This window comes from Acidimicrobiales bacterium, assembly GCA_040219085.1.
In the GTDB taxonomy this organism is placed as follows: Bacteria; Actinomycetota; Acidimicrobiia; order Acidimicrobiales; family JAVJTC01; genus JAVJTC01.
In genome coordinates, this window is the sequence record JAVJTC010000023.1 from 38,077 (window position 1) to 64,064 (window position 25,988).

24 protein-coding genes and 1 tRNA gene are annotated in these 25,988 nt (G+C 68.9%); 16 read left to right on the forward strand and 9 right to left on the reverse strand.

The annotated features are described in order from the left end of the window. The first annotated feature begins 422 nt into the window (after positions 1 to 422). The 12 genes from dnaA to RIE08_09720 all read left to right on the forward strand — a co-directional run bounded on the left by dnaA (position 423) and on the right by RIE08_09720 (position 12,832). A complete protein-coding gene (gene dnaA, locus RIE08_09665; protein ID MEQ8717866.1) occupies positions 423 to 1,841 on the forward strand; it encodes a chromosomal replication initiator protein DnaA in 1,419 nt (472 codons plus the stop codon). 246 nt (positions 1,842 to 2,087) lie between these two features. Continuing rightward, positions 2,088 to 3,182 (forward strand): DNA polymerase III subunit beta, encoded by a 1,095-nt coding sequence (dnaN, locus tag RIE08_09670; GenBank protein ID MEQ8717867.1) that lies wholly within the window; start codon positions 2,088 to 2,090, stop codon positions 3,180 to 3,182. A gap of 5 nt (positions 3,183 to 3,187) precedes the next feature. Further along, positions 3,188 to 4,270 carry a DNA replication and repair protein RecF gene (recF, locus tag RIE08_09675; GenBank protein MEQ8717868.1) on the forward strand — a complete coding sequence of 361 codons (1,083 nt, stop codon included), beginning with the start codon at positions 3,188 to 3,190 and terminating at the stop codon, positions 4,268 to 4,270. 26 nt (positions 4,271 to 4,296) lie between these two features. Beyond that, the gene (locus RIE08_09680) at positions 4,297 to 4,635 is read left to right on the forward strand and encodes a DUF721 domain-containing protein (GenBank protein MEQ8717869.1); all 339 of its coding nucleotides are present in this window, start codon (positions 4,297 to 4,299) and stop codon (positions 4,633 to 4,635) included. A gap of 139 nt (positions 4,636 to 4,774) precedes the next feature. Beyond that, positions 4,775 to 6,712, forward strand: a complete 1,938-nt coding sequence (gene gyrB, locus RIE08_09685; protein MEQ8717870.1) for a DNA topoisomerase (ATP-hydrolyzing) subunit B — start codon at positions 4,775 to 4,777, stop codon at positions 6,710 to 6,712. Positions 6,713 to 6,770: 58 nt separating this feature from the next. Further along, positions 6,771 to 9,308, forward strand: a complete 2,538-nt coding sequence (gene gyrA / locus RIE08_09690) for a DNA gyrase subunit A (protein ID MEQ8717871.1) — start codon at positions 6,771 to 6,773, stop codon at positions 9,306 to 9,308. 64 nt (positions 9,309 to 9,372) lie between these two features. Beyond that, on the forward strand, positions 9,373 to 9,681 hold the full coding sequence (locus RIE08_09695) for a hypothetical protein (protein ID MEQ8717872.1): 309 nt from the start codon (positions 9,373 to 9,375) through the stop codon (positions 9,679 to 9,681). 52 nt (positions 9,682 to 9,733) lie between these two features. Continuing rightward, the gene (locus RIE08_09700) at positions 9,734 to 10,456 is read left to right on the forward strand and encodes a DUF3566 domain-containing protein (GenBank protein MEQ8717873.1); all 723 of its coding nucleotides are present in this window, start codon (positions 9,734 to 9,736) and stop codon (positions 10,454 to 10,456) included. Positions 10,457 to 10,508: 52 nt separating this feature from the next. Next, positions 10,509 to 10,582, forward strand: a tRNA-Ile gene (locus RIE08_09705). Between the two features lies 1 nt (position 10,583). Then, a complete protein-coding gene (locus RIE08_09710; protein MEQ8717874.1) occupies positions 10,584 to 10,724 on the forward strand; it encodes a hypothetical protein in 141 nt (46 codons plus the stop codon). A gap of 6 nt (positions 10,725 to 10,730) precedes the next feature. After that, a complete protein-coding gene (locus tag RIE08_09715; GenBank protein MEQ8717875.1) occupies positions 10,731 to 11,720 on the forward strand; it encodes a Gfo/Idh/MocA family oxidoreductase in 990 nt (329 codons plus the stop codon). A gap of 230 nt (positions 11,721 to 11,950) precedes the next feature. Then, positions 11,951 to 12,832 carry a sigma-70 family RNA polymerase sigma factor gene (locus RIE08_09720; GenBank protein MEQ8717876.1) on the forward strand — a complete coding sequence of 294 codons (882 nt, stop codon included), beginning with the start codon at positions 11,951 to 11,953 and terminating at the stop codon, positions 12,830 to 12,832. Here the strand turns inward: RIE08_09720 and RIE08_09725 are convergent. Genes RIE08_09725 through RIE08_09755 form a run of 7 tightly spaced genes read right to left on the reverse strand, consistent with a single transcriptional unit; the run spans position 12,816 to position 21,369 of the window. Further along, complete coding sequence (locus RIE08_09725; protein MEQ8717877.1) at positions 12,816 to 13,580, reverse strand: inositol monophosphatase family protein; 765 nt, start codon at positions 13,578 to 13,580, stop codon at positions 12,816 to 12,818. The two genes, RIE08_09720 and RIE08_09725, sit on opposite strands and share 17 nt — an antisense overlap. Continuing rightward, positions 13,577 to 14,605, reverse strand: a complete 1,029-nt coding sequence (locus RIE08_09730) for a 1-acyl-sn-glycerol-3-phosphate acyltransferase (protein ID MEQ8717878.1) — start codon at positions 14,603 to 14,605, stop codon at positions 13,577 to 13,579. The genes RIE08_09725 and RIE08_09730 overlap by 4 nt, the downstream gene beginning before the upstream one ends. Further along, positions 14,602 to 15,270, reverse strand: a complete 669-nt coding sequence (locus RIE08_09735) for a cyclase family protein (GenBank protein ID MEQ8717879.1) — start codon at positions 15,268 to 15,270, stop codon at positions 14,602 to 14,604. Before RIE08_09735 ends, RIE08_09730 begins: the two co-directional genes overlap by 4 nt. A gap of 10 nt (positions 15,271 to 15,280) precedes the next feature. Further along, positions 15,281 to 16,093: a tryptophan 2,3-dioxygenase family protein gene (locus tag RIE08_09740; GenBank protein ID MEQ8717880.1), complete on the reverse strand. Its 813-nt coding sequence runs from the start codon at positions 16,091 to 16,093 to the stop codon at positions 15,281 to 15,283. Further along, the gene (locus RIE08_09745; GenBank protein MEQ8717881.1) at positions 16,090 to 17,406 is read right to left on the reverse strand and encodes an NAD(P)/FAD-dependent oxidoreductase; all 1,317 of its coding nucleotides are present in this window, start codon (positions 17,404 to 17,406) and stop codon (positions 16,090 to 16,092) included. Before RIE08_09745 ends, RIE08_09740 begins: the two co-directional genes overlap by 4 nt. Then, on the reverse strand, positions 17,403 to 18,848 hold the full coding sequence (locus RIE08_09750) for an RNB domain-containing ribonuclease (GenBank protein MEQ8717882.1): 1,446 nt from the start codon (positions 18,846 to 18,848) through the stop codon (positions 17,403 to 17,405). The genes RIE08_09745 and RIE08_09750 overlap by 4 nt, the downstream gene beginning before the upstream one ends. 1 nt (position 18,849) lies before the next feature. Beyond that, complete coding sequence (locus tag RIE08_09755; protein ID MEQ8717883.1) at positions 18,850 to 21,369, reverse strand: GNAT family N-acetyltransferase; 2,520 nt, start codon at positions 21,367 to 21,369, stop codon at positions 18,850 to 18,852. Positions 21,370 to 21,467: 98 nt separating this feature from the next. Between RIE08_09755 and RIE08_09760 the strand changes: the two genes are divergently transcribed. Together RIE08_09760 and RIE08_09765 are read left to right on the forward strand one after the other, a co-directional pair. Continuing rightward, positions 21,468 to 21,851: a hypothetical protein gene (locus tag RIE08_09760; GenBank protein ID MEQ8717884.1), complete on the forward strand. Its 384-nt coding sequence runs from the start codon at positions 21,468 to 21,470 to the stop codon at positions 21,849 to 21,851. Further along, entirely contained in the window at positions 21,848 to 23,068 is a 1,221-nt protein-coding gene (locus RIE08_09765) for a VCBS repeat-containing protein (GenBank protein MEQ8717885.1), read from the forward strand. Before RIE08_09760 ends, RIE08_09765 begins: the two co-directional genes overlap by 4 nt. Before the next feature lie 12 nt (positions 23,069 to 23,080). Here the strand turns inward: RIE08_09765 and RIE08_09770 are convergent, their stop codons facing one another. Both RIE08_09770 and RIE08_09775 read right to left on the reverse strand, forming a co-directional pair. Continuing rightward, positions 23,081 to 23,539, reverse strand: a complete 459-nt coding sequence (locus RIE08_09770) for a CoA-binding protein (protein ID MEQ8717886.1) — start codon at positions 23,537 to 23,539, stop codon at positions 23,081 to 23,083. 101 nt (positions 23,540 to 23,640) lie between these two features. Continuing rightward, positions 23,641 to 24,519 (reverse strand): pirin family protein, encoded by an 879-nt coding sequence (locus RIE08_09775; GenBank protein MEQ8717887.1) that lies wholly within the window; start codon positions 24,517 to 24,519, stop codon positions 23,641 to 23,643. Positions 24,520 to 24,666: 147 nt separating this feature from the next. Here RIE08_09775 and RIE08_09780 point away from each other — a divergent pair, with 147 nt between their 5' ends. Both RIE08_09780 and RIE08_09785 read left to right on the forward strand, forming a co-directional pair. Beyond that, on the forward strand, positions 24,667 to 25,251 hold the full coding sequence (locus RIE08_09780; GenBank protein ID MEQ8717888.1) for a helix-turn-helix domain-containing protein: 585 nt from the start codon (positions 24,667 to 24,669) through the stop codon (positions 25,249 to 25,251). A gap of 76 nt (positions 25,252 to 25,327) precedes the next feature. Then, entirely contained in the window at positions 25,328 to 25,987 is a 660-nt protein-coding gene (locus RIE08_09785; protein MEQ8717889.1) for a peroxiredoxin, read from the forward strand. Position 25,988 lies beyond the last annotated feature (1 nt).

Genomic DNA, 25,988 nt, shown 5'->3' on the forward strand with positions numbered 1-25,988 from the left:
TCGGCTTCACCCTCTGCTCGACGCACGGGGGGATCACCGGACGACTCGACGCGCCATCGGCGCGTAGACGTCGAATCAACGCTAGAGCCCCCGCCGATCACAGGCAACCAGGAGCGTCGGCGAATCATCGCTCCGTCGCCGAGCACGCGCGGCGATGTCACCCGTCAGCCGCGCGGCTCCGACATCGCGTACCCGCTCTGACCTGCACGAACGCGACCGAAGATCCCCGTCTTTGGAGTAGTGCTAGCTTCCCTCACTCACATCGGGGCCGAACGAAGCCCGGACGGATCGAGACGGCCGCAGACCCGATCGCCCCCTACACCAGCCGGTATTCGCGGAGCACGGCGCGTAATCCACAGCTGTGGACCGCGCTGTGGACGCCCAGCCGCAATCACGACACGACGCACGGGTGGTAGCCGCAGTTGAAGGACGCGAACGATCTCTGGCGGGAATGCGCAGCGCGCATACGGGCTCAGGTCTCCGACGCCGTCTGGCGATCGACATTCCACGACGTGACCGCCCGGCCGTCCGGTAGTGGAGAACTCGTACTCGGTGTCCCCAGTGGCATCGCGAAGGAGCGCATCGAGGGCCGTTACATGGACCTTCTGCGGGCGGCTCTCGACGGCGGTGGTACCGCCCCCGCCGTCATCATCGAAGTCGACCCCGCTCTGCCCGGGGACCAACTCAACCTGTTGGATCTGGAACTCGACGCCGCACCCACTCCCACGATCGACGTGGCCGGTGCCTCGCGTTCGGTCGATCCCCTCGAAGCCCCTGTTCCCCGTGACGGAGACATCGCCCAGTCCCTGAACCCGAGGTACTCGTTCGGGAGCTTCGTGACCGGCACGTCGAACCGGTTCGCGCACGCCGCGGCCCTGTCGGTCGCGGAAACCCCGGCGAAGTCCTACAACCCGCTGTTCATCTACGGTGACGCCGGCCTCGGCAAGACACACCTGCTGCACGCCATCGGCCACTACGTGCGGGAGAACTACCCGACCTTCACGGTGCGTTACGTCTCCACGGAGACCTTCCTCAACCAGTTCGTCGATGCGATCCGCACCAACGACCGTCACAACTTCAAGCGTCGCTACCGTGAAATCGACGTCCTGTTGGTGGACGACATCCAGTTCATGGAGGGAAAGGAGGGGCTCCAGGAGGAGTTCTTCCACACCTTCAACACGCTGCACCAGGGGCTCCGCCAGATCGTCATCTCCTCGGATCGCCCACCCGACGCCATGTCCACCCTCGAAGACCGGCTCCGTAGCCGCTTCAAGATGGGCCTGATCACCGACATCCAACCGCCCGACATCGAGACCCGACTCGCCATTCTGCGCAAGAAGGCCGAAGCCGACTCCGTTCCGGTGCCCGCCGAGGTCCTCGAGTTCATCGCCGCGCACATCACCGACAACATCCGTGAACTCGAAGGCGCCCTCATCCGCGTCTGCGCATTCGCGAGCCTCACCAACGAGACCCTGTCGATCGAACTGGCCCGCCAGATACTCAGTGACATCCTCACCGAGCCCCAGCCACGCCAGATCACCGCTCAACTCATCCTCGACGAGACCTCCCGGCAGTTCGGTTTCAGCATCGAGGAGATCCAGGGTGGCAGCCGGCGCCGTCCCCTCGTCACCGCGCGTCAGATCGCCATGTACGTCACCCGCCAGCTCACCGAACTCTCCTACCCCGCCATCGCCCGGGAGTTCGGCGGCCGTGATCACACCACCGTCATCCACGCCGTCGACAAGATCGGCGCGCTCATGTCCGAGCGCCGCCAGATCTACGACCAGGTCACCGAGCTCATCCAACGGATCAAGAACGGTGACGAGCGGGCCATCGCCTGACCACGCCATGACCACCTGGGGACGACCCTGTGGACGTCATGGTGGCAAGCCGTGGATGACATGGTCGCCATCCACCGACCACGGACTGTCGTCCACCGGACTCCTCGGTCACCCACAACGACCTCACAGGGTGACAACCTTGGGTGACCTGCGGAAATACCGCGTTACCCACAATCCACAGCCCCTAATACTGCTACCTGATCATCATCGACATCCTGATCCGGTGGAAGAAAGCGAGCCGGCCCGGTGAAGTTCCGTTGCGAACGAGACCTCCTCGCCCAGGCACTCGCGACCGCGACCCGAGCGGTCTCGAGTCGCGGTGGGCAACTCCCCGTGTTGTCGGGCCTACGCGTCGTGCTGAGCGATGACGAGCTCACGCTGACGGGAAGCGATCTGGATCTGACGATCGAAGCACACCTGCAGGTCGCGGGGGAGGGGGCCGGCCAGGCGGTCATTCCCGCCAAGTTGCTCTCTGACGTCGTACGTGCTCTCGAACCCGGGGCCGTGACGGTCGAGGTGTCCGAAGGCGACGCCGAGATCACCGGGGGCCGCACCCAGTTCTCCATCCGGACGATCGCGGCCGAGGAATTCCCCCAGTTGCCCGAACCCTCCGGTGAAGGACACCAACTCGATGCCGCCCACCTCGCGACGGCGCTACGCCAGGTCGTGCCGGCAGCCAGCGGCGACGACTCACGGCCGATCCTCACCGGTGTGCTGTTCGCCGCCGAGGCCGGAGGCCTTCGCCTCGTGGCCACGGATTCGTACCGACTCGCCCTCAGAGACCTGCCGGGAACGACCATCCTCGGGGACGACCAGAGCGTGCTCGTGCCCTCGAGGGCGTTGTCGGAGCTCGGGAGGATGCTGGGCGACGCCGAGGACCTCACCCTGCGTCTGGGCGAGCGTGACGCGACGTTCGAGTTCGCGGGGTCCCGGCTCACCACGCGGCTGATCGAAGGCGACTTCCCCAACTACCGCGGCCTGATCCCCGAGAGCCATCCGAACCGCATGGTCACCGACCGTCACGCGTTACACGACGCGGTGCGGCGCGTGCGCCTTCTCGCGCAGGAGTCCACACCCGTGCGCATGACGATGACCCAGGGGGCGGTCGAGCTCGTGGCGATCACCCAGGATGTCGGACAGGCCCACGAGACGATCGACGCGAACTACGAGGGCGAAGACCTGACGGTCGCGTTCAACGCCCAGTACCTCCTCGACGGCATCGAGGTCACCGACGGCGACGAGGTGGAGTTGGAAACCGTCGACGCGTTGAAGCCGGCGCTGTTGCACAGGGTCGGCGACGAGAACTTCGTCTACCTCCTGATGCCCGTGCGTGTGCCCTAGACCCGGTGTGGCTGTCGCGGCTCTGGATCGAGGACTTCCGTTCCTATGAACGGGCGGAGCTGACCCTCTCGGAGGGACTGACCGTCGTCGTCGGTGACAACGGGACGGGAAAGACGAACCTCATCGAGGCCGTCGCCTTCGCCCTGTCCCTGCAGTCGTTCCGCCACGCGGGTACCGACGCGTTGGTTCGTAACGGAGCGGAGCGGGCCATCGTGAGAGCCGAGCTGATGGTGGACGAACGGGATCTGCTCGTCGAGATCGAGATCCCCTCCGGTCGGGGTTCCACCCGGGCACAGCTCAACCGCCAGCGGCTGCGGCGCAACGCCGATCTTGCAGAGCTGGGCGGCGTCACCGTGTTCGCTCCCGATGACCTCACGGTGATCAAGGGGGGACCGGGCGAACGCCGGCGCGCGGTCGACGACGCGATCGTCGCGGTCCGTCCCAGGTACGAACCCCGTAGGCGCGAACTCCGCAAGATCCTGGACCAGCGCAATGCGTTGTTGCGCCGGCACCGCAACGCCCTGACGCCGGACGTCGTCGTCACTCTCGACGTGTGGGACCAGCGACTCGGGGAGGCAGGCGAACGTTGGGCGGCGACGCGCAGGGCGTTTCTCGACGAGTTGCGGCCCTACCTTCTCGACGCGCACCGGACGATCTCGGGAGCGGCCCGTGAGCTCGCCGTCGTCTACGACCCGGAGTGGAGTCACAGTGGCCTGCCCACAGCTCTGGCGGCAGCGCGCGACGACGACGTGAGGCGTGGGGTCACCACGGTCGGGCCACACCGCGACGACATCGTGATCACCCTCGACGGTCTGCCCACCCGCACCCATGCGTCCCAGGGCGAACAGCGGTCCGTCGCTCTGGCGCTGCGGCTCGCGATCCACCGACTCGCGACCGCGCTCAACGACGGCGCACCCGTCCTGCTCCTCGACGACGTCTTCTCCGAACTCGACGTCGACCGTGGCGCGGCGCTCCTGGCGGCCCTGCCCCGAGGTCAGGTCGTTCTCACAACCGCCACGCCACCACCCCCGTCGGCGCATCCGGACCGGACCATCTCGTTGACGGGTGACGGCATTCCGGGTGGGTGAGCGCGGGCGCGGGCATGATTGGGGCCATGGCACCGATCGAGTGGGACGCGCATCACCACCCCCGGCCCCTGGCGGAGATCCTCGACCGGACACTGCGCAGGATGGGCGCTCCCGACGCGGATGTGCTCAGCGCGGTCTTCGGCGACTGGGACCAGATCGTCGGCAGCGACCTCGCGGCCCATACGCGGCCCAGAGCGATCACCGACGGTTGTCTCGTCGTGGTCGCCGACGATGCGGCTTGGGCGTCACGGGTGCGGTGGTCCTCGGCCGTGATCCTCGAGCAGGTCGCCGCGCGAACCGGCGCCGACGGGGTCACCGAGATGAGGGTGCGTGTGGGCGCTCCCGGCCCCGGCGAAGCCCCCTGACGAGGCATCTGCGGTGGTAGACTCCCCTGATGGCATTCACCCGCTCTGACCTGGGATTTCGCGTCTCGGGGAGCGGTTTCGGCGGCAGTGGGTGCCCCTTCGCCGACCGCCGACGGTTCCACCCTGTGAAAGGCACTCCGTGAGCGACGCCACGCCGTCCTACGGCGCATCGGACATCACCGTCCTCGAAGGACTCGACGCCGTCCGCAAGCGCCCCGGCATGTACATCGGATCGACGGGCCCGACGGGTCTGCACCACCTCGTCTACGAGGTGGTCGACAATTCCGTCGACGAGGCCATGGCCGGTTACTGCAGCCGCATCGACATCACCCTGCTGCCCGGCGGTGGCTGTGAGGTCAGCGACGACGGTCGCGGTATCCCCGTGGACCCCCATCCGAAGTTCCCCGAGTTGTCGGCTGCGGAGGTCGTGTTGACGGTCCTGCACGCGGGCGGCAAGTTCGGCGGTAGCGGCTACAAGGTCTCGGGAGGTCTGCACGGCGTCGGGGTGTCGGTGGTCAACGCCCTGTCGTCGCGTATCGAGATCGAAATCGACCGTGATGGCACGCGCTACGCCATGTCCTACGTCGACGGCGGCAAGCCCGACGAGGGGCTCCATGCAGCCGGGTCGGTGCCGGCCGACCAGACGGGCACCACGGTGCGCTTCTGGCCCGACGCGACGATCTTCGAGGAGACGCGCTTTCGGGCCCAGACCCTTCTCGAACGCCTCCAGATGATGGCGTTCCTGAACCGTGGCCTCGAGATTCGCTTCCGCGATGCACGTGAGGTCGCCTCGCCTGACGAGGCCGACTGGATCGAATACCGCTACGACGGCGGCATCGTGGACTTCGTGCGCCACGTCAACGCCTCCAAGGAGGCGTTGTTCGACGAGGTCGGCTACTTCGAATCGGCCGACGAGGACCAGGAGGTCGAGATCGCGTTCCAGTGGAACACGGGCTACAACAACGACGGGCTCCACTCGTTCGCCAACGGCATCAACACGATCGAGGGGGGGATGCACGAGGAGGGTTTCCGTACCGCTCTCACGAAGGTCGTGAACGACTACGCATTCGCCAAGGGTCGTCTGAAGGGCAACGACGACCGCCTCCAGGGCGAGGACATCCGCGAGGGCCTCACCGCGATCATCAGCGTGCGCCTGCGCGATCCCCAGTTCGAGGGTCAGACGAAGGCGAAGCTCGGCAACGTCTCGACGCGGTCCCTGGTGCAGAAGGCCACCCACGAGAAGCTCGCCGAGTGGCTCGAGGAGCACCCCAACGAGGGCAAGCGGGTCCTCATCAAGGCGGTCGAATCCGCCCGCGCCCGTCTCGCCGCGCGTAAGGCGCGCGACGCCACCCGGCGCAAGTCCGCTCTCGACGGCGCAGGTCTCCCGGGCAAGCTGTGGGACTGTTCGTCGCGTGACCCCTCCGAGTCCGAGATCTACATCGTCGAGGGTGATTCGGCCGGCGGTTCGGCCAAGAAGGCGCGCGAACCACGCACGATGGCGATCCTGCCGATCCGGGGGAAGATCCTCAACGTCGAGCGGGCCCGCATCGAGAGGATGCTGAAGAACACCGAGATCCAGGCCCTCGTCAGCGCGATCGGCGCGGGATTCGGAGACGACTTCGACGTCTCGAAGGCCCGGTACCACAAGGTCGTCCTGCTCTGTGACGCCGATGTCGACGGCAGCCACATCCGGACACTGCTGTTGACGTTCTTCTTCCGTCAGATGCGGGATCTGGTCGAGCGGGGCTACGTCTACATCGCGCAGCCGCCGTTGTATTCGACCCAGGTCGGCAAGTCGAAGATCTACCTGAAGGACGACCGCGCGAAGAACGAGTTCGCGGCGGCACATCCCACCCACGCCGCGGAGTATCAGCGCCTCAAGGGTCTCGGCGAGATGGATGCCGACGAGCTCTGGGAGACGACGATGGACCCCGAGAAGCGGACGCTGTTGCAGGTGTCGGTCGACCACGCCGCACTCGCCGACGAGGTCTTCTCGATTCTGATGGGCGAAGCGGTCGAACCCCGCAAGGAGTTCATCCAGGCCAACGCGCACGACGTGCGCTTCCTCGACATCTGATGACGTCGAATCGCCCTCCGGGGCCTGACACGGAGACCTCCACGCCGGGAGTAGGTCGATGAGCGACGAGACGAACGAGCCCGAAACCCCCGACACGCCCGATGTCGAGAGGTTCCAGACGACGGGTCTGGTCGAGCCGATCGCGATCCAGACCGAGATGGAGCAGTCGTTCCTCGACTACGCGATGTCGGTCATCGTGGCCCGGGCGTTGCCCGACGCCCGCGACGGCCTCAAGCCTGTGCACCGCCGGATCCTCTGGTCGATGTCGGAGACCGGCCGCCGTCCCGATCGGCCCCACGTCAAGTGCGCGACGGTCGTCGGTGACGTCATCGGCAAGTACCACCCCCACGGCGACACCGCCGTCTACGACGCGATGGTCCGCATGGGCCAGGACTTCAGCCTCCGGCACCAGTTGATCGATCCGCACGGCAACTTCGGATCACCGAGTGACCGTGCCGCCGCCTACCGCTACACCGAGTGTCGCCTCGAGCCCCTCGCGATGCGCCTGCTCGCGGGCCTCGACGAGGACACGGTGGACTTCGAGGCCAACTTCGACGGCAGCCACGACGAGCCGACCGTCCTCCCGGCGCGTTTCCCGAACCTCCTGGTGAACGGGAGCCAGGGCATCGCCGTCGGCATGGCGACCAACATCCCGCCCCAGAATCTGGGCGAGACGATCGATGCCGTGGTGCATCTGCTCGAGAACCCCGAAGCGACCGTCGACGATCTGATGGTCCACATCAAGGGTCCCGACTTCCCGACCCGTGGTCTGATCCTCGGTCGTGCCGGTATCGAAGAGGCGTACCGGACGGGTCGCGGATCCATCAAGCTGCGCGCCCGTGCCGAGATCATCGAGGACGACAAGGGGTCACGCATCGTCGTCACCGAGATCCCGTATCAGACGAGCATCGAGGCCATCGAGGTGAAGGTCGCCGAGCTCGTGAACAACAAGACGATCGAGGGCATCCGTGCCATCGACAACCAGTCGGCCAAGGGTGCGACCAAGCTCGTCTTCGAACTCAAGCGGGACGCCCCGGCCCTGGTCACGCTGAACAACCTGTTCAAGCACACGCCGCTGCAGACCACCTTCGCAGCGAACATGGTGGCGCTCGACCACGGCATTCCCCGCACGATGAACCTGCGCGACCTCGTCGTCGCCTACGCGGATCACCAGATCGAGGTCATCACCCGCAGGTCGCAGTACCGCCTCGACGAGGCGCGCCGGCGTGAACACATCACCGAGGGCCTGCTGCGGGCGCTCGACGTTCTCGACGAGATCATCGCCCTGGTGCGCGCGTCGGAGAACAAGGGCGAGGCCCGCGTGGGCCTGATGGCCGAACCGTTCGAGTTCAGCGAGGAGCAGGCGAACCACATCCTCGACATGACGCTGGGTCAGCTCACCCGCCAGAACCGGATCGACCTCGTCGAGCGCCTCGAGGCTCTGAGGCTGACGATCGCGGAACTCGAGGCGATTCTCGCGGACGACGCGGTCCTACGACGGGTGATCATCGACGAACTCACCGAGATCCGTACCGAGTTCGCCAACGAGCGCCGCACAGAGCTGACCATCGACCCGGGTGAGTTCAACATCGAGGACCTCATCGACGACGAGGATCTCGTCTTCACGATGACCACCACGGGCTACGTCAAGACGGTGCTCGCGGAGGAGTTCCAGGCTCAGGGCCGCGGCGGGCGCGGTATCGCCGGCGTCAAGCCCAAGGACGGCGATCTCGTGTCGACCGTCATCCACACGACGGCGCACGCCTACCTGTTGTTCTTCACGAGTTTCGGCAAGGTGTACCGGCTCAAGTCACACGAGGTCCCTCTGACGAGTCGCACGGCTCGGGGGACCGCGATCGTGAATCTGTTGATGCTCGACCCCGACGAGCGGGTGGCTGCCATCGTCGACACCCGCGACTACGAGACCAACCGCTACCTGCTGTTCGCGACCCGCAAGGGGCGTGTGAAGAAGACCAGGTTCACCGAGTACGACAAGAACCGCCAGAACGGCCTGATCGCGATCAAACTCAACGACGGCGACGAACTCGTCGAGGTCCTGCCGACCAACGAGGGCGACGACGTCTGCCTCGTCACCCGCAACGGCCGGCTCATGCGTTTCGACGAGTCCGAGGCCCGTCCCATGGGGCGTTCCGCGGCCGGCGTGATCGGCATGAAGCTCAAAGGCACCGACGTCATCGAGGCGTGCGTTCCGGTACGCGACGACCGGATGCTGCTACTCGTCACCGACGCCGGCTACGGCAAGCGGACCGACTTCTCGGAGTTCACGGCCAAGCACCGCGGGGGCCAGGGCGTGACGGCCATCAAGTTGTCCGACGCGAAGGGTTCGGTCGTCGGTGCACGGTCCATCTCGCCCGACGACGACGTTCTGATGATCTCGTCGGGCGGCACCCTCATCCGGATGTCGGGCGACGACATCTCCGAGCAGGGGCCCTACGCCACCGGAGTGAACGTTATGCGGGTGTCCGGTGATGAGCGCGTCGTCGCCGTGGCCCTGATCGACGAAGCCGACGAAGCCGAGGAGTCCGCCGAGTCTCACGGTGTCGACGGGGCCGACGGCATGGACCCCGACTCCTGATCCCGTAGCGGGTTCGCCCGCCGTCCTCTTCCCCCGGCACAGGTCATACCGAAGGAAGGCGACGATGCTGCGAGACGACGATGCCCAGGTGACGCCGCTGATGGCGGTCGTGATGGCGCTCCTGGCGGGGATCCTGGTGTTCGCCGCCCGTCTGGGCGTGCAGGCGGGCGACCATGCGCGGGCCGAGGCGGCCGCGGAGGCGGCTGCACTCGCCGCGGTCGTCGGCGACACCGCTGACGCCGGACGGATCGCGGCGGCGAACGGAGCGGTGTTGATCGCGCTGGAGGCGGGTCCTCCTGTGGTGGCGACGGTCCGCATCGGCGACGTCGAGGCCACCGCGGCGGCCGACGTGTTGGTGCCACCCGACTCCTGACGGTCCGAACTACGCGCCGGACGCCGTCGTGGCCTCCCCTACACTGCCCCGGATGGCTCTCGACAACGACGCGGACACGTCTGTCGCGTCGTCACCGGCGTCTGGCGGCGCGAACGGGTCCTCCGCCGGTGACGGTGCGGGACCGGGTCCTGACGCGGCCGGTTTCATGCCGCCCGACACCGACGAGCAATTCGAAGCCACCATCGGGGCCGACGACGACCTGATCTTCGATTTCGCCGAGGGCGACGACTTCGACGAGGCACCGCCGGTGCCGGCAGTACCGCAGACGTCGGGGATCCCGACGATGGGGCCGCCCATCGCCCCTCCTCCCGGGCCCATGGCGGCGCGCCGACGCGCGCGCCTCCAGGCGCGCAAGGTGCGGCGCATCGTCCGCCATGTCGAGCCCTGGTCGGTCCTCAAGATCTCGTTGATCTTCTACTTCTGTCTCTGGCTCATCCTGCTCCTCGCCGGAGTCCTCTTGTGGAGTGTCGCCGTGTCCTCGGGGATCGTCGAGAACGTGGAGAACTTCATCATCGAGCTCTTCGCCCTGGAGGAGTTCACCTTCGATGCCGGCCAGATATTCCGGGGCTACGCCCTCATCGGCCTGGTCATGGTCTTCGCCGCCACGGCGTTCAATGTCCTGCTCTGTGTCTTGTTCAACCTCATCTCGGACCTCACCGGAGGGTTGCGCGTGACGGTCATCGAAGAGGAGACCGCACGCTTTCGGCCACGTCGCGGAGCACCACCGGCGCGTAGCGGTCGCAACCGCGGGTAGAGCTGTGGGTGTCGGCGGCGGCGGCGTCCGCTAGCGTGACGCCCCGGATCGCGGGGCTATAGCTCAGTTGGTTAGAGCGCACCCCTGATAAGGGTGAGGTCGCTGGTTCGACTCCAGCTAGCCCCACGTGCTCCAGCTCGTTCGACGTGCACTGACAGCGGCGCTCGTCGGCGGCGTGATCGCCGCCGCGGTGCGGCTGCGCGGCTCGGGTGGTGTCGCCCCGCAGAGCGGTGGCTGGCGCGAGCTCTCCGATACCGACCCGGTCTGAGCGCCGATGCGACTCGTTGTCGTCGGAACCGGCGCGGTGGGTCGGCGCGTCGCCCGTGGTCTGGCCACATCGCCTCGTGCCCGCAGCGTCGTGCTGGTTTCACGCTCACCTGAGCGAGCGGCGCGCACGGCCGCCCGGATCGGTGGCCGCTGTGAAGCCGCTGGGGATCTCACCGAGGCCCTCGCCACCGACCCTGACGCCGTCGTCGTCGCCACGCCGGCTGGGACTCAGGGGCGGGTGGTCCGTGAAGCGCTCATGGCGTTGGTGCCCGCGGTCACGACAGCGGACACACCTGGTGAGATCCGCGAACTCCTGGCCCTCGACGCGGAAGCACGCGAGCGGGGGGTGCCCGTCGCCGTGGGGGCGGCCTACTCGCCCGGCCTGACGTGTTTGTTGGCGGCGCGGGCGGCCGAGGGCTTCGACGAGGTCACCGAGATCCACGTGGCCCGCCACGGTGCGGGAGGGCCGGCGTGCGCACGGGCCTATCACGCCGCACTCGGATCGGCGGGGGTCGGATGGCGTGATGGCACCTTCATCCGTCGCACCGGCGGGAGCGGCCGGGAACTGTGCTGGTTCCCGGGACCCGTCGGCGCCCTCGACTGCTATCGGGCGGCGCTCGGTGAGCCCCTGGTCCTGCACCCGGCCTTCAGAGAAGTCACCCGGATCACGGCGCGACGCGCGGCGCGGCGCCGGGACCGTTTCACCGCGCGCCTGCCGATGCTCGGACCACCACCCCAGGAAGGCGGTGTCGGTGCGGTCCGGGTCGAGGTGAGAGGTCGCCGTGACGGCGGTACCACCGCTGTCGTGCTGGGCTCCTTCGGCCGTCCCTCGGTGGCTGCCGCCGCCGTGGCCGCAGCGACGGCGCTCGTCGTGGGTTCCGGTGGGTGGCTCCATCGTGGCGCGGCGGGCCTCGCCACCGGTGCGCCGGTGCGGGCCACGCTCGCCGAGATCGCAGAGGCGGGCGTGATGGTCTCGATCTTCGATGGTGTGCGCTGACGAGCGTGAGCGCCGGGGGCTTCACCCGTCGTGGGAAAGTGAGCGGGATTTCGCGCTGAGCGTGACCTGACGCGTCCGATCGGCCGATCGGACCTCACCTTGATCATCAAATTTGGGTAACGGGACCGGTTTTCGCTCAAGCTTTTCGTCGTCTTCACCGAAGTATTGACCAGGAGGGTGGGTCCCGATGGGGCCGACCGGATAGGCGATGCGACAGGGAGCAGGGCGAAATGAAAACGATCGGCGACGCCGTTGACGGCGCACGGAAGTCCGACACCGGGAGTCACGACGAGCTCATCGAGAGCCATCTCGGTCTCGTCGATCAGGTTCTGAACCAGGTCATCTCCCAGTTCCCCCGCCATGTCGAGCGCGAAGAACTCGCGCGGGCCGGTTCGCTCGGTCTCGTGGAGGCAGCCCGGCGTTTCGATGCCGACAGGGGCGTGCCGTTCGCCGCATTCGCCGCCCGGCGGATACGCGGCGCCATGCTCGACTCGGTGCGGGCCATCGACTGGGCTCCCCGGTCGGTCCGTCGCCTCAACCGGGAGTTCGAGCGGACCGAGCAGGCACTGGCGGCGCGGCTGGGGGAGAAGCCGGACCTCGAGACGACCGCGGCCGAAATGGGCGTGACGACCGCCGAGGCCCACCGCCTGCGCGCGAAGGTCGAGCGGGCCTCGGTGCTCGCGCTCGACTACGCGACCGTGGATCTCGACGGCGATTCCATCACCCTGGGCCAGTCGCTCGCCGACACCTCCACGCCGTCCGCAGCCGAGACGCTCGAGACCCGGGAGATGCTCGGCTATCTCCGTGAGGCGATCGCCCTGCTACCGGAGCGGCACCGCATCGTCGTGACCGGGTACTTCCTGGAGGGTCAGACCTCGTGCGAGTTGGCCGAACTGCTCGGTGTCACCGAGTCGCGGATCTCCCAGATCCGTAGCGAAGCCACGGACCTCCTGCGTGAGGCGATCTCAGCGCAGTACGAGAGCGAAGAGACCCGGACCCCCACCCGGTCCCGGGCCGCCACCCTGGCCGAGGCGATCTCCAACGGCGGCGACTGGCGGGGCCGACTCGTCGAGTCCCCCCTCGAGATGGCCGCGCTCACACTCGCCGGCTGACCACCTTCAACAGGTCGCGGTGCAGTGGGCCGTTCGAGCCGACGACGTCCCCACTCCTCGGTAGCGGCGCTCCGGCGAAGTCGGTGACCACGCCGCCCGCCTCGGGGACGATCACGTTCATCGCGGCGACGTCCCATGGGTTGAGGCCGGGATCGACCATCGCGTCCACGCGCCCGGTGGCGAGCAGCGCCCAGCCGTAGCCGTCTCCCCAGGTGCGTACGAGTGGCCCCGCGGCGCAGAGGCCGTCGATGAGGCCCGGGGGCAGGTATTCGAGGCCGCTCATGGTGATGCAGGCGCCGGCCATCGTCGCCGTTGGGCTCACGTGGCACCGGCTGCCGTCAGCGTGGCACCCCAGGTCGCGGGCGGCCGCGACGACCGAGCCCAGCGCCGGAAGCCCGATGACCCCAACCGCGGGCCCGTCGCCGTCGGTGACGGCGAGCAGCGTCGAGTAGAGGGGGACGCCCCGCGCGAAGGATTTCGTTCCGTCGATCGGGTCGATGATCCATGTCCGATCCGATGTGCCCACCGAGTCGGACATCTCCTCGCCGACCACAGCGTCCTGGGGGTGCCGGCGGGCTATCTCGTCGCGCAACCAGGCTTCGACCGCGCGGTCCGCGACGGTCACCGGGGAGCCGTCGGCCTTCGCGTCCACCTCCAGGTCGGATGTCTGGAACCAGCGCAGGGTCATGGCCCCGGCTTCGGTGACGAGGGCGACGGCCTCGTCGAGGAGGCTCTCGAGGGTGGTCATCGTGGGGCCCCGTCGTCTTCGCGTCGCCGCTCGCCGATCCATCGGTCCATCTCCAGCCACACGTCGAGAAGGTAGCGGGCGAACTCCCCGGGGTCCTCGGGGACCTCGGCTCGTGGGATCCTCCACAGCCGCGCGTGGACGGGGGAGCGGAAGGGGATGTTCCGCCAGGTGCGCGGTAGCGAGGAGAACGGTTCGAAGCCGGTGTGGCCGAGGATCACGAGGTCGGCGTCGGGGGCGCCCTGCATCAGGGCGAAGGTCCCTGCCGGCCTCGGGGGGAGGAGGTACTCGAGCTTGCGGGCGGCCTCGGCGGCGGCGGGATCGGAGTCGCCGAGTCGCGCGATGGCCCGCTCGAAGCGCTCGGGGGTGCGGAACGTCCCCTCGGGGAAGATGGCGATGCTGGTCTCGTGGTCGGCGTGACCGCCGAGTTCGCGAATCGGGGCGAGTTCGCTCTCGCGGTCCCGCGGCGACCGGTCGACGAAGTGGTGAGGGGCGCGGTGCCCGACGAGGTCGAGGCACGGGTCCCACGCCAGGTCCTGCTTGAACGTGTGCAGCAGTGCGATCCGGTGGGGGACCGCCACCAGGAACGTGGGCATGAGGGCGTCGCCCAGGCTGATGTGGCGGGCGATGACGATCGCCGGTGCGGGGAGGGCCTGTTCGGTTCCGCTCACGCGCAGGTCCATGCCGAAGATGCGGATCATGGCCCGGGCGAGGCCGCCCACCCACCAACGTTGCAGGGCGTGGTGGGCGTTCTGGAAGCGTCGCCGGCCCATCGCCAGTCCGAAGCCCGAGAGGACCCACAGGAGGCCGAGCGTGGTCAGCCCGACGACCTCGCGATAGAGGTACGCACCGGCGAACGCCCAGGCCCGGAGGAAGCGGCGCCGTCGGATCCCCCCGATGAGATCCGCGAGGGCGAGCACCGGCACCAGCAGCGGCGCGCTGACGACGTACAGGCCGGCGCTGGTGAACATGGCGGGCACCGTCACCGCCCGGCGCCGCAGCCTCCCCGGGATCTTCTTGGAGCTCACGCGTCCATGCTCTCAGGCAGCGCGCGCAGCACGGCCCGCACGGGGCTCGCGTCGAATCCGACGAGGCGCAACGGCAGCGCGATCAGTTCGTAGGCGCCATCGGGCACGTCCCGCAGGTCGAGACCCTCGAGGATCGCGATGCCGGCGCCGATGCAGGACCTGTGGGCGGGAAGGTCCTTCGAGGTAACGGGGTCCACGCTCGGAGTATCGACCCCGATGAGCACGGCGCCCTCGGTGCCGAGCCTGTCGACGAGTGCCGGATCCAGGGCGGCGAACTCCGAGTCGAAGTCCGCCGCGGCTCCGTCGACGGCGACGGTCCGGATCAGCACCCGCGCCGCGGTCGGGTCGTCGACCGGCGCGTGGTCCACGTCGTCGGGGCCGATGAGCCCGGACGCGGGAACCCTCGCTGTGAGGACCCGACAGGGGCCGATGTAGGGCGCGAGAGCGACAGCGTCGATGGACGCCGTACCACTGACGACGTGGGATGGAGCGTCCGCGTGGGCGCCCACGTGGACGGTCCCGTGCAGAGTCGACAGAGTGACGCTGTCACCGTCGTCGACCTGTGACAGGACCTCGCGTGACACAGGGGTGTCGCCGGGCCAGACGGGCGTGCGAGCTGAGACCGGCGGGGAGATGTCGTGGAGGATCGGGGCGGGTGTCACCATGGTCGGTGGCTCAGAACCGGTGTCTGATGGCCCAGAGGTCGGGGAAGAACGGCTGGTTCAGAGTGGCGAAGAGATAGGCGACGCCGCCGGTTCCCCCCGTTCCGGTCTTGTTGCCGATGGTTCTCTGGACGACCTTGAGGTGTCGGTAGCGCCATTCTTGGAACCCCTCGTCGAGGTCCACCAGCAGCTCGAAGAGCATCCGGGAACGATGCTCGGCCTCGTAGAGGGCGAAGATCATGTCCTGGATCCGCTCGTCGGGCCGGTGCGGATCCGTCACGGGGGCCTCTCGCAGATCGGCCGGGATCGTGAGGCCGTGGTGCTCGAGGAAGTCGAGCAGGTGGTCCGGGATGCTGCGTTCGTGGAGGCGACGCTCCGCGCTCTCGAACCCGAACATCGTCGGCGGGTACAACGCGAGGAGGTCCGCCTGCTTGTGGCCGAGGACGAATTCGATCTCTCGGAACTGCAGCGACTGGAAGCCCGACGACGTCTCGAGGATGGACCGGAAGCGACTGAATGACAGCGGTGTCATCGTCTCGAGGATCGCCAGTTGGGCGACGAGCGTGGTGAGGATGGTCTTCGCCCGTCGCACGAGGTGCATCGACCCCCAGACGTTGCCCGAGCCGAGCGCTTCTTTGAGTCCGTCCAGCTCGTGGAGGAGTTCGTTGAACCACAGTTCCGTCGCCTGATGGATGACGATGAAGAGGTGCTCGTCATGCTCCACGGGGCTCGACAGCGGCTGTTGCAGCGAGAGCAGCTGGGGGAGTCGGAGATAGGACGCGTAATCCAGGGGCGGATCGCCCCGGTCGGAGCCCGCGGCCGTCACCGGCGCACCACAGCGACGATGACGGCTGTGACGGCGGCGCAGAGCACCGTCGCTGCCGTGACGGCGAGAGCGTCCTGACGGCGCGCTCGTCGACGGGCCCGGGAATAGGGGATTCGCGTGAAGGTGACCATCGTGTAGAGCGGAACGTAGTACCGCGGCGCCAGGCGGTGCGCCATGCGGCGCAGCGCGGCGAGAACCAGGAACCAGCGGGAGCCGACGTGGTCACGCATCTCGACGAAGTTGTCCATCGCCAGCGACGCGAGCGCATCGGTGTCCACCCGTCGTCGTGAGAAGGCGGTGAAGGCGTCACCGCGCCCGCCGTCCGCGAGTAGGTCACACAGAAGGGTCACGTCTTCGAGAGCGGCGTTCGCCCCCTGCCCGTAGAAGGGCACGACGGCGTGGGCGGCGTCACCCACGAGGACGACCCGGTCGTCGACGTTCCACGGGGCGGTCCTCACCGAGACGAGCCCCGACGCCGGGTTCGCCTCGTACTGCTCCGCCAGGTCGTCGCCGATCGCCTGGGCGGCGTCTGCGAAGAGCTCGGCGAATACGCGGGTCACGTCGGCGGGGGTCACGGAGCCGAAGCTGACGGGACCCTCGTGGGGCCAGAACAGCGTGGCTGTGAAACTCCCGTCCGTGTTGGGCAGGGCGATCAGCATGTGCGTACCACGCGGCCAGATGTGGAGGACCTCGGGCTCGAGGCGGTGAGTACCATCGGTTCCGGCCGCGATGGTGAGCTCCTTGTAGCCGTGGCTGATAGCGGTGACCTCGTCGACCATCAGGCCGCGGTCGGCGAGGTCCCGGCGGACGCCGGAGAAGGCACCGTCCGCAGCGAAGAGAGCGTCAGCGTGGTGTGACCCCGCGTCAGCGGCCGCGACGCCGTAGCCGACGCGGCCGCTGTCGGATGTCAGGTCGATGCCGTGGACCCGCTCAGCGAAACGGAGCTGTGTTCGGGGGCTGGCGTCGGCGAGGTCGATCAGGGTCACACCGAGCTCGTCGCGGTCCACGGACAGGAGGTGCTCGGCCGGTGTGGTCCCGTAGGGCTGGCGCGTCAGCGTGCCGTCGACGGCGTGTATCAGCCGGGCCCGCATCGGTACCGCCCGGGCACGGACGTGGTCGGCGAGCCCGACACGTTCGAGCGCGTCGAGGCCCCGCGTGGACAACGCGAGGTTGATCGAGCGTCCTTCGCCGCGTGGACCGCGACGGGGGTCGTCTCGGCGCTCGTGCACCGTGACGTCGTGGCCGGCCTGCCCCAGTCGTGCGGCGAGCAGCGCGCCCGTGAGGCCAGCGCCTGCGACCGCGTAGCGGCTCACGCGAGGGAGAACCGGAGGCGCCGGGCGCCGGGATCGGCGAGGTCGAGCCGCAGGCCCACCCGGGAGCCCGGTGTCGCTGCGAGTGTGTCCACCGTGGTGACCACGGCAGGGTGGTCGAGCTGCACGACGGTGGAGTCCCCGCGGTTCTCGAGCACGGTCGCCGAGAAGATCTCACCGACCCGGCCCTCCAGTACCGCGGCCTCCATGTAGTCGACCTGAGCGCGGTGCAGGGCGGCGGCGCGCCGCCGGGCGCCCGACACCGTGTCGGGGAGTCCGTCGAGGGCCGCGAGCACCCACTCGGGTACCGGTCGACCCTCGGCCGAGGCGATCAGGATCTCGTTCGCGTAGCGGTCCGACAGGCGTCGGAGCGGGGCAGTCACGTGGGCGTAGGGACCGGCCAGCGCGTAGTGGTCGATGTCGCCGTGGACCGCGCCCTCCTGGAAGGCCATGTATCCGGCGCCCCGCAGCGCCCGGGCGCACCGGTACATCAGAGCGAGTTCGGTGGGCTTCGTGACGTCGAGACGCCGCACGAGTTCGGGATAGTCCGTCTCCGCGCTCCAGGTGACTCCCAGCGCCCGTGCGTCCTCGCGCAGCGCGTCGATGGTGGCGGGTTCGGGTCGGGGCAGAGTCCGGAGGACTCCGGTGCCGATCTCGAGCATCATCGCGGCGGCGGCGGCGCCCGTCAGCAGCGAGATCTGGGCGTTCCACTCCTCGATCGCGAGGGGAGCGTCGTAGTGCAGGACGTAGCCGGCGGGCGTGTGCCGGATCTCCTGGTCGGGCAGCCGCAGGTCGACGGCGCCCCGGTCGGCCTGGCGAGCGGCCCGGACGCGGCCGATGGTTGCGACGGCGCTGAGGGCGTCGTCCGCTCCTCCGGAATCGAGCAGGTTCTGAGCCTCGCGGTAGCCGACCGCGCGCCGGTTACGGACGGTGGCGCGCTCGACGTGGACGCCGCGCACGCCGACGTCGGCGTCGAGATCGAACGTCCACAGGACCGCAGGGCGGTCGGTGCCGGGGAACAGGGAGGCGATCTTTTCGCTGAGAACCTCGGGGTGGAGCGGAGTGCGTCGATCCGGGGAGTAGAGGGTGACTCCCCGGGCGTGGGTCTCGGCGTCGATGATTCCGCCCGGCGTGACGAATGCGGCCGGGTCGGCGATCGCGTACCAGAGCCGATACCCGCCACCCACACGGCGCGCGGCGACGGCCTGGTCGATGTCGAGGCTGCCGGCCGGGTCTATCGAAATCAGGGGCAGGTCGCGGGCGTCGCGCCGGGTCGAGCGTTCGGCGCCCGGCGGCATCCGGGGCCCCTCCGACGCGGCTGACGCGGCGGCGTCGGCGACGTCGTTGGGGAATCGTGTGGGCACCCGCAGCTCTGCCCGGATCGCCTTGAACCCGGCTTCGAGGGCGCGGTCGCTCTGGTGGAGCGTGAGCCGGCCGAGTTGCACGTCAGGTGCCGGGGGTGCGGGTGGCGCGGAGCCGACGCAGACCCTGGTCGGGACCGCCCGACGTCGACGCGAGTCGTCCACGCGCGGCCAGGACCGTGATCCGGTCGGCGCTCACGAGGACGGGAGCGAGTTCCAGCTCCACCAGCTCGGGAACCGCGTCGGCGAGCGCACTGACCCGGTGGACCAGTTCTGCGAGGTGATCTGTGTCGGCGCCGCGCCACAGATCGCGCTTGCGGGGTCCCGCCGCGGCGGTGGGCGCGGCGATCAGCTCGGCCGCGTCGATGTCGGTGAGCGGCACCGTCGCGAGGGATCGTTCCTCACCCTCTCCCAGGTGGGACCCGAGCGTGAAGACCACGTGGGGGCCGAAGGTCCTGTCGCTCACCACGCCGAGCGCACACTCGACACCGACCGGGTCGCCGGCGAGGGGGAGGACCTCCGGGGCCACTTCGATGCCGACCGTGCGGAGCAGGTCGCGTAGAACGGCACCGGGGAGTCGCCGGTCTCCGTGTTCGGTGTGTGCTGACGCTGCGAGTCTGCGCGCGTCGGCGGCGTCGACCCGGTCCAGATCGGGCACCTCGCCGAGGGGGCGGTGCCGCCAGGCGACGTGGGCTGCGATGAGGCCGAGAGCCACGGCGGGGCTCTCGGGGAAGTCGAAGACCGGCACGGCCCGCCCGTCGACGGTCGGGATGACCGCACCGAGGTCACCGGCGAGGAAGCAGGCCAGGACCGTCTTGTCGGGTCGGGCAGTCGAGGCGGTGCGGATGGCGTCGGCGACGGCCTCGTGGTCCCCTGCGAGCGGGTCCGTGTAGACGACGATGACCGTGTCGGTGCGGTTGTCGGCGAGGACGTGTTCGAGGGCGACCTGGTAGTGCGCCGGTGACGCCGCCCGGCCCAGGTCGACCGGGTTGGTCACATCCGGGGCGTCGGGGAGGGCTTCCCGCAGTGCCGCCACTGCCTCCTCGCCGAGGTGGTGGACGTCGAGGCCCGCTCCGAGACATGCGTCCGCGGCGAGGATGATGGGCCCGCCGCTGTTGCCGACGATGGCCACGCGGCGTCCCGCCGGTATCGGTTGGTTGTCGAGGACCCGGGCGACTTCGACGAGTTGCTCGAGAGTCGGGACCCGGATGATCCCGGCCTGGCGGAACAGTGTCTCGGCGAGGTCGTCGTTGGTGATGCGCTCGCCGATGGTCGAGGGCGTTCCCGATCGGGGGCCGCTGTGGCCGCCCTTCACCGCCACGATCGGCTTTGTGCGCCCGATCCTGCGTGAGATGCGCGAGAACTTCCGGGGGTTGCCGAAGGACTCGACGTAGAGGAGGATCACGCGCGTGTTCGGGTCGTCCTCCCACCACTGGAGAAGGTCGTTGCTCGACACGTCGGCCTTGTTGCCGAGCGACACGAACGACGAGAAGCCGAGACCCTGTTCGCGGGCCCGATCGAATATCGCCACCGCGAGGGTCCCGGACTGCGATGCGAGCGCGACCGATCCGGGAAGCGGCTGTTTCGGCGAGAACGTCGCCGCGAGGCGCACGCCGGGAGCGGTGCTGACGAGCCCCATCGAGTTGGGACCGATCATCCGCATGCCGTGGCGGCGGACGCGCTCGGCCAACTCGGATTCGAGCCGGGCCCCTTCAGGCCCCGTCTCGGCGAATCCCGCGGAGATCACGAGGACGGCCGGGACACCCGCTGCGGCACAGTCGTCGATCACGCCGATGACGTCAGGGGCCGGCACGGCGACGACGGCGAGGTCGACCGCCTCGTCGATCTCTCCCACCGACGGGTACGTGCGCACGCCCAGGACGCTCTCGGCGCTGCGGTTCACGGGGTGCACGGTGCCCTCGTAGCCACCGTTGAGGAGATTGCGCAGGACCGCGTGACCGATGGAGTCCTCGCGCCGACTGGCTCCGACGACGGCCACGCTGCGGGGTTGGAGGATCGGCTCGATGGACGCGGCGTCTGCGTCGTGCTCACGGGCCGAGACGCTGTCGGGGTCGATGGTCGAGATGTCGATGGCGACGTCCCAGATGCCACCCTCGAGGGCCCGGCTCACGCGGAACCCGGCGAGTTCGAACACCCGCAGCATCCGGACGTTGTCGCCGAGGGTCTCGGCGTGGAAGCGCGTGATGCCCCGGGAGCGGGCGTACGCCGCGAGGTGCTCGAGCAGGAGTGTGCCCAGGCCCCGGTCCTGGTGGGCGTCGGCGACGGTGAAAGCGACCTCGGCGCTGCCACGCGTGGTCTCCCAGTCGTAGGTGGCGATCCCGATGATCTCGTCCTCGTGTTCGGCCACCACCGCGTGGTGTCGGTCGTGGTCGATGTCCACTGCGGCGGCGATCTCGGCGCCGCCTGGTCTGTGGGTCGAGAAGAACCGGTCGTGGAGCGTTCTCTCCGACAGGCCGTCGGAGAACCGTCGCAACGCCTCGATGTCGTCGCCGACGAGGGGCCTGATGCGCACCACTCCGCCGTCGTGTGCGACGGCGTCCACCGCCCATTCGCCTAGGTCGTCGCCGGATCGAGGTCTGTCCACCCACCCAGTTTCGCGTCCCGCGGCCGTCGGGGACGAAACAGACCCTGACGCATTCCGACTCGAAGGCGTGTGCGATCCTTGGAGCGGGAGGTCCGCCCGTGACCGAGAAGTTCTTTCCATACCGCATCGACGAACGCTGGAGCCGCATGGCGCGCCTCTTCGGGTTCCGTCCCGGCGTCGACGGGGTGACCGTCGACGACGACACGTTCGTGGCCACCTACGGGGGCAAGCGTGTCGAGGTTCCCCGGGCCGGGATCGACGGTGCGCACATCACCCGGGACTACACCTGGTACAAGGCGGTCGGCACGAGGCTGTCCTTCGTGGACGACGGCCTCACGTTCGGCACCTGCACCGACGGTGGCGTATGCGTGCACTTCGCCCCGAGGATTCCCAAGGTGATCGGTTTCCGGGACCACTCGGCGCTGACGGTCACCGTCGAGGACCTCGAAGGACTCGTGGCCGAGCTCGACCCGCCCGGGTGACCGGTCTGCGACGCGCAGCGGCCGCGTGCGCGGTCGCTGCGGTTCTCGCCGCGTGCGGTTCCTCGTCGGGTTCCCCCGAGCCCGCAGGGGGCGCCGGGTCCGCCGATGGGGGGCCGACCGCACCTTCTCCCGGGGCCACGGTCGCCTCCGAGGGCCCGCCGGCCGGTCTGCGCCGTGTGCCCGTGACCGGGACGGGCAACTCCACCACGCCGGGGCGGGCGGCCCTGGTCGGTGGTGAGGCGCGCCGGGTCGGGGTGGGCGTCGCTCCGGTGCGGCTTCTGGTGGTCGACGGGGAGACACCCGGGTTCGTCGTGATCGGTGACGACGGCTCGGTCGCCGGCGTGGACGTGGACGTGGTCGGTGCGCCGGTCGTGGATCCCGCGGGAGAACCGGTCACGGCTGTCGCCGCTGGTGCGGGCTCGGCCGAAATCGTGGGATGGGAGCTGCCCGATCTGGGCGACCATGTCCCTCTTTACGACGCCACCCCGACGGTGTCGTCGGACGGCGCCGTCGCCGTCCTCGCCGACGGCACAGACCGTTACCCCCACGGCATACTCGGCGATCCGCTCGAGGCCGCCACGTTGGTGATCGTGCACCTCGATGGTGATCTCACCGTCATCGAGGCGCCCGCACCTGGCGTGTTCGAGGATCTGCGTCCGACGTGGGCCGACGTCGACGGCGACGGGACCGACGAGGTCCTCGTGACCTTCAGCGGCGGGGGAGCGGGGGCCCAGGTGGTCGCATACGAATCCGATGGCACGGTGTCGACGGCTACGCCGGCCATCTCGACGCCCAACCGGTGGCGCCACCGGATCGCAGTCGCGCCGCTCGGCGCCGACGGGAGGGCCGTCTACGTCGAGGTCATCACGCCCCACATCGGCGGAGATCTGACGCTGCGGGTGGCTGCGCCCGAGGGTCTCGTGCGCACCGACCGCGCCGCCCCGTACGGCAGTCATGCGATCTTCTCGCGTGAACTCGACGGGGGTCAGGTCTTCGACGCGGACGGTGACGGAGAACTCGAGATCGTGGTGCCGGCGCAGGACCGTCGCTCGCTCGTCGTCTTCGATGTCGTCGACGGTGAACTCGCGGGCTCGTCGACCGTCGATCTCGGCGGGGAGTTGGCCACGGGGATCGCGATCGCCCGGGGAGGCGCCGGCGCGCTCTCGGTGGCCGTCGGGATCACCGACGGCACGGTCCTGGTCTGGGACGGCGCCTGACCGACGTGTCCGTCAGGCGGCGACGCGTCGTCCGCTGACGAGGCGGTGCAGCCGGTGGATCACGCCGACCGGCTCGGCGAACATCATCGGGCACGCTCCGTCGACGACGTCGATTCCGGCGGACCGGCACATCTCGACGGCTTCGGCGGAGACAGCGCCCTGGCCGGCACCGCGATGGAGCCATACGCGTGGCACGCCGCGGGTGATGCAGTCCCGGACGACGTCGGGTGCCTCGAGGGCGTCGACCATCACGAGCACACCGTCGAGGGGATCCTCGATGTCGATGACCGAGGCTGCGCAGCGGTCACCCTCGAGGGTCGACGCGAACGGGTTGACGGGTACGACGTCGCGGTCACCGGCGCGTAGGTGCCGGTAGACGGAGTTGGTGAACGACCGGGGTTCACGGGAGACGCCGACCACCGCGATGCGGCGTGCGGTGAGGAAGGCGTCGATGCTCGTACGCGAAGCCATGGCAGGCCTCCTTCGGACTGACTTCCCCTCATCGTCGGCCCGCACGGCCTGCGCGGCCAGGGACCATCGGCCCGCCGCCGGGCCCGGTCTTTCCGGAACGGTCAGTCCGGCAGCGGCACCCGGTCGCTCTCGCCGGCGATGCGACCCAGGCGGTTCTCCCTCCAGAGCCCCTCGGCCCGCTCGATGAGCGCGAGGTCGCTGGCAACGAAGTTCCAGCGGATGTGGCGGGGTCCCTCGAGGGGTTCTCCGCCGAGGATGACAGCGTGGGCCGGGCCGTCCACGGCGCGTAGCCGTGGCGCGGAGCCCGGCACCAGGACGACCAGTTGGCGGTCCGAGAACACGTCGTCGCCGATCGCGACCTTTCCCGAGATCAGCTGGACGGCCAACTCCTCGTGGTCCGGTGTCACGCGATGGCTCGCGCCGTCGTCCAGGCGAAGGTCGGCCTGGACGAGGGGGGACGACACCGTGACGGGTGAGCTCAGGCCCGAGTAGTCGCCGATCAGCACCCGCAGTTGGGCGCCCCCGACGTCGCGGAAGGGGAGTTCCTCCACGTCGCGGTGTTCGAAGTCGGGCGCACACTGTTCGGATTCGCGCGGCAGCGCCACCCAGGTCTGCAGGCCGTGGACGCGTCCTCCGGATCCCCGCAGATCGGGAGGCGTGCGTTCGGAGTGGACGATGCCGCGGCCGGCGGTCATCCAGTTGACGTCACCGGGCCGGACCCGCTGCACGGTCCCGAGCGAGTCCCGGTGTAGGACGGTCCCTTCGAAGAGGAGGGTGACGGTTGCGAGTCCGATGTGGGGATGGGGCGGCACGTCGATGCCCGTACCCGGCGCGAACTCGAAGGGACCCATGATGTCGGCGAAGACGAAGGGGCCCACGAGGCGGCGGAGCCGGTAGGGGAGGGTTCGTGCGACGGTCATCCCCGGGCCGAGCTCGCGCCGTCGTGCGTCGATGACGAGGTCGATCGTGTCGGCGCCCATGGGCGTCCAACCTAGTGGGACCTCTACCGGGTACGGGTGCCCCCGATGACTGCAATGCGGTTGGTGCCGACAGCGTGATCTTCGGCGGAGACCCGGTCGGTCAGTATAATGACTGACAGTCAGTCGTCAACGGGATAGTGTGACGGAATGCCCACCGAGGAGCCCCGCACCCTGCCTCCCGAGGTCCGCAGAGTTCAGATCCTCGACGCGGCGGCGGCAGTTCTCACTGAACGGGGCGCGCGAGCGACGACCGTGGACCGGGTGGCCGAGGTGGCCGGCGTCGCGAAGGGGACGGTGTACCTCCACTTCGAGTCCAAGGACGCGCTGTTCGGGGCCCTGCGCTCCCGCTACGACGAGGACCTGCTCAGCGCAGCGGCGGAGGAACTCGCAGCGACGGGAAGCCCCCGGCACCGCCTCGAAGCGTTCCTGAGGCGAGCGCTCGCCCTCCACAGGCGCCGTGCCGAACTGCACCACGTCCTCTTCCACGAGGTCGGTGGTTCAGAGGACGCCTCGATGGGGCGCTTCCGGATCCTCTTCGCGGGCTTTGTGGAGGATTGTGTCCGTGCCGGCGACTTCGACGTCGACGATGTCGAGATCGCTGCGGGGCTGCTCCTGCACGGCCTCCACGGGATGGTGGTCGAGTTCCTCCATGCCGAGCGCAGCGACGAGGACGCCGCCATCGCCGCCACGGTGTCGCTGCTCATGGAGGGCCTGAGCGGATCGGCAAGGTGATTTTCGGACCCAGCCAGCGACGTGCTGCCTAGGATGCATTCGACACCGATCACACCAGCGTTTCAGGGGTAGACATATGACACTGCGCATCAACGACACGGCGCCGGACTTCACCGCCGAGACCACCGAGGGGACCATCCGCTTCCACGAGTGGATCGGTGACGGGTGGGCGCTTCTGTTCTCCCACCCCAAGGACTACACGCCGGTCTGCACGACGGAGCTCGGTGCCGTGGCAGGCATGAAGGACGACTTCGCTGCCAGGAACTGCAAGCTCATCGGCATCAGCGTCGATGGCGTCGAGGACCACAAGGGCTGGTCGGCCGACATCGAGACCGCCACCGGGAACACCCTGAACTACCCGCTCATCGGCGATCCCGAGCTGAAGATCGTGAAGGCCTACGACATGTTGCCCGCCGACGACGGCGACAGCTCCGAGGGACGCACCGCAGGGGACAACGCAACGGCGCGGTCGGTCTTCATCATCGGCCCGGACAAGAAGATCAAGGCCACGCTCACCTACCCGATGACGACCGGACGGAACTTCCCGGAGATCCTGCGGATGCTGGACTCCATCCAGTTGACCGCGGCCCAGAAGGTGGCGACCCCCGCCAACTGGAACCAGGGCGACGACGTGATCATCGTCCCCGGGGTGTCCGACGACGAGGCCCGGGAGAAGTACCCGGAGGGCTTCGACGCGAAGCTGCCCTACCTCCGTTTCGTCAAGCAGCCGAAGTAGC

Excerpts from the sequence above, each read along its gene's own strand:
- RIE08_09680 (MEQ8717869.1), top strand. The coding sequence starts at position 4,297 with ATGGCACCGATCGAGTGGGACGCGCATCACCACCCCCGGCCCCTGGCG.
- gyrA (MEQ8717871.1), top strand. The coding sequence starts at position 6,771 with ATGAGCGACGAGACGAACGAGCCCGAAACCCCCGACACGCCCGATGTC.
- RIE08_09695 (MEQ8717872.1), top strand. The coding sequence starts at position 9,373 with ATGCTGCGAGACGACGATGCCCAGGTGACGCCGCTGATGGCGGTCGTG.
- RIE08_09700 (MEQ8717873.1), top strand. The coding sequence starts at position 9,734 with ATGGCTCTCGACAACGACGCGGACACGTCTGTCGCGTCGTCACCGGCG.
- RIE08_09715 (MEQ8717875.1), top strand. The coding sequence starts at position 10,731 with ATGCGACTCGTTGTCGTCGGAACCGGCGCGGTGGGTCGGCGCGTCGCC.
- RIE08_09720 (MEQ8717876.1), top strand. The coding sequence starts at position 11,951 with ATGAAAACGATCGGCGACGCCGTTGACGGCGCACGGAAGTCCGACACC.
- RIE08_09725 (MEQ8717877.1), bottom strand. The coding sequence starts at position 13,580 with ATGACCACCCTCGAGAGCCTCCTCGACGAGGCCGTCGCCCTCGTCACC.
- RIE08_09735 (MEQ8717879.1), bottom strand. The coding sequence starts at position 15,270 with ATGGTGACACCCGCCCCGATCCTCCACGACATCTCCCCGCCGGTCTCA.
- RIE08_09770 (MEQ8717886.1), bottom strand. The coding sequence starts at position 23,539 with ATGGCTTCGCGTACGAGCATCGACGCCTTCCTCACCGCACGCCGCATC.
- RIE08_09775 (MEQ8717887.1), bottom strand. The coding sequence starts at position 24,519 with ATGGGCGCCGACACGATCGACCTCGTCATCGACGCACGACGGCGCGAG.
- RIE08_09780 (MEQ8717888.1), top strand. The coding sequence starts at position 24,667 with ATGCCCACCGAGGAGCCCCGCACCCTGCCTCCCGAGGTCCGCAGAGTT.
- RIE08_09785 (MEQ8717889.1), top strand. The coding sequence starts at position 25,328 with ATGACACTGCGCATCAACGACACGGCGCCGGACTTCACCGCCGAGACC.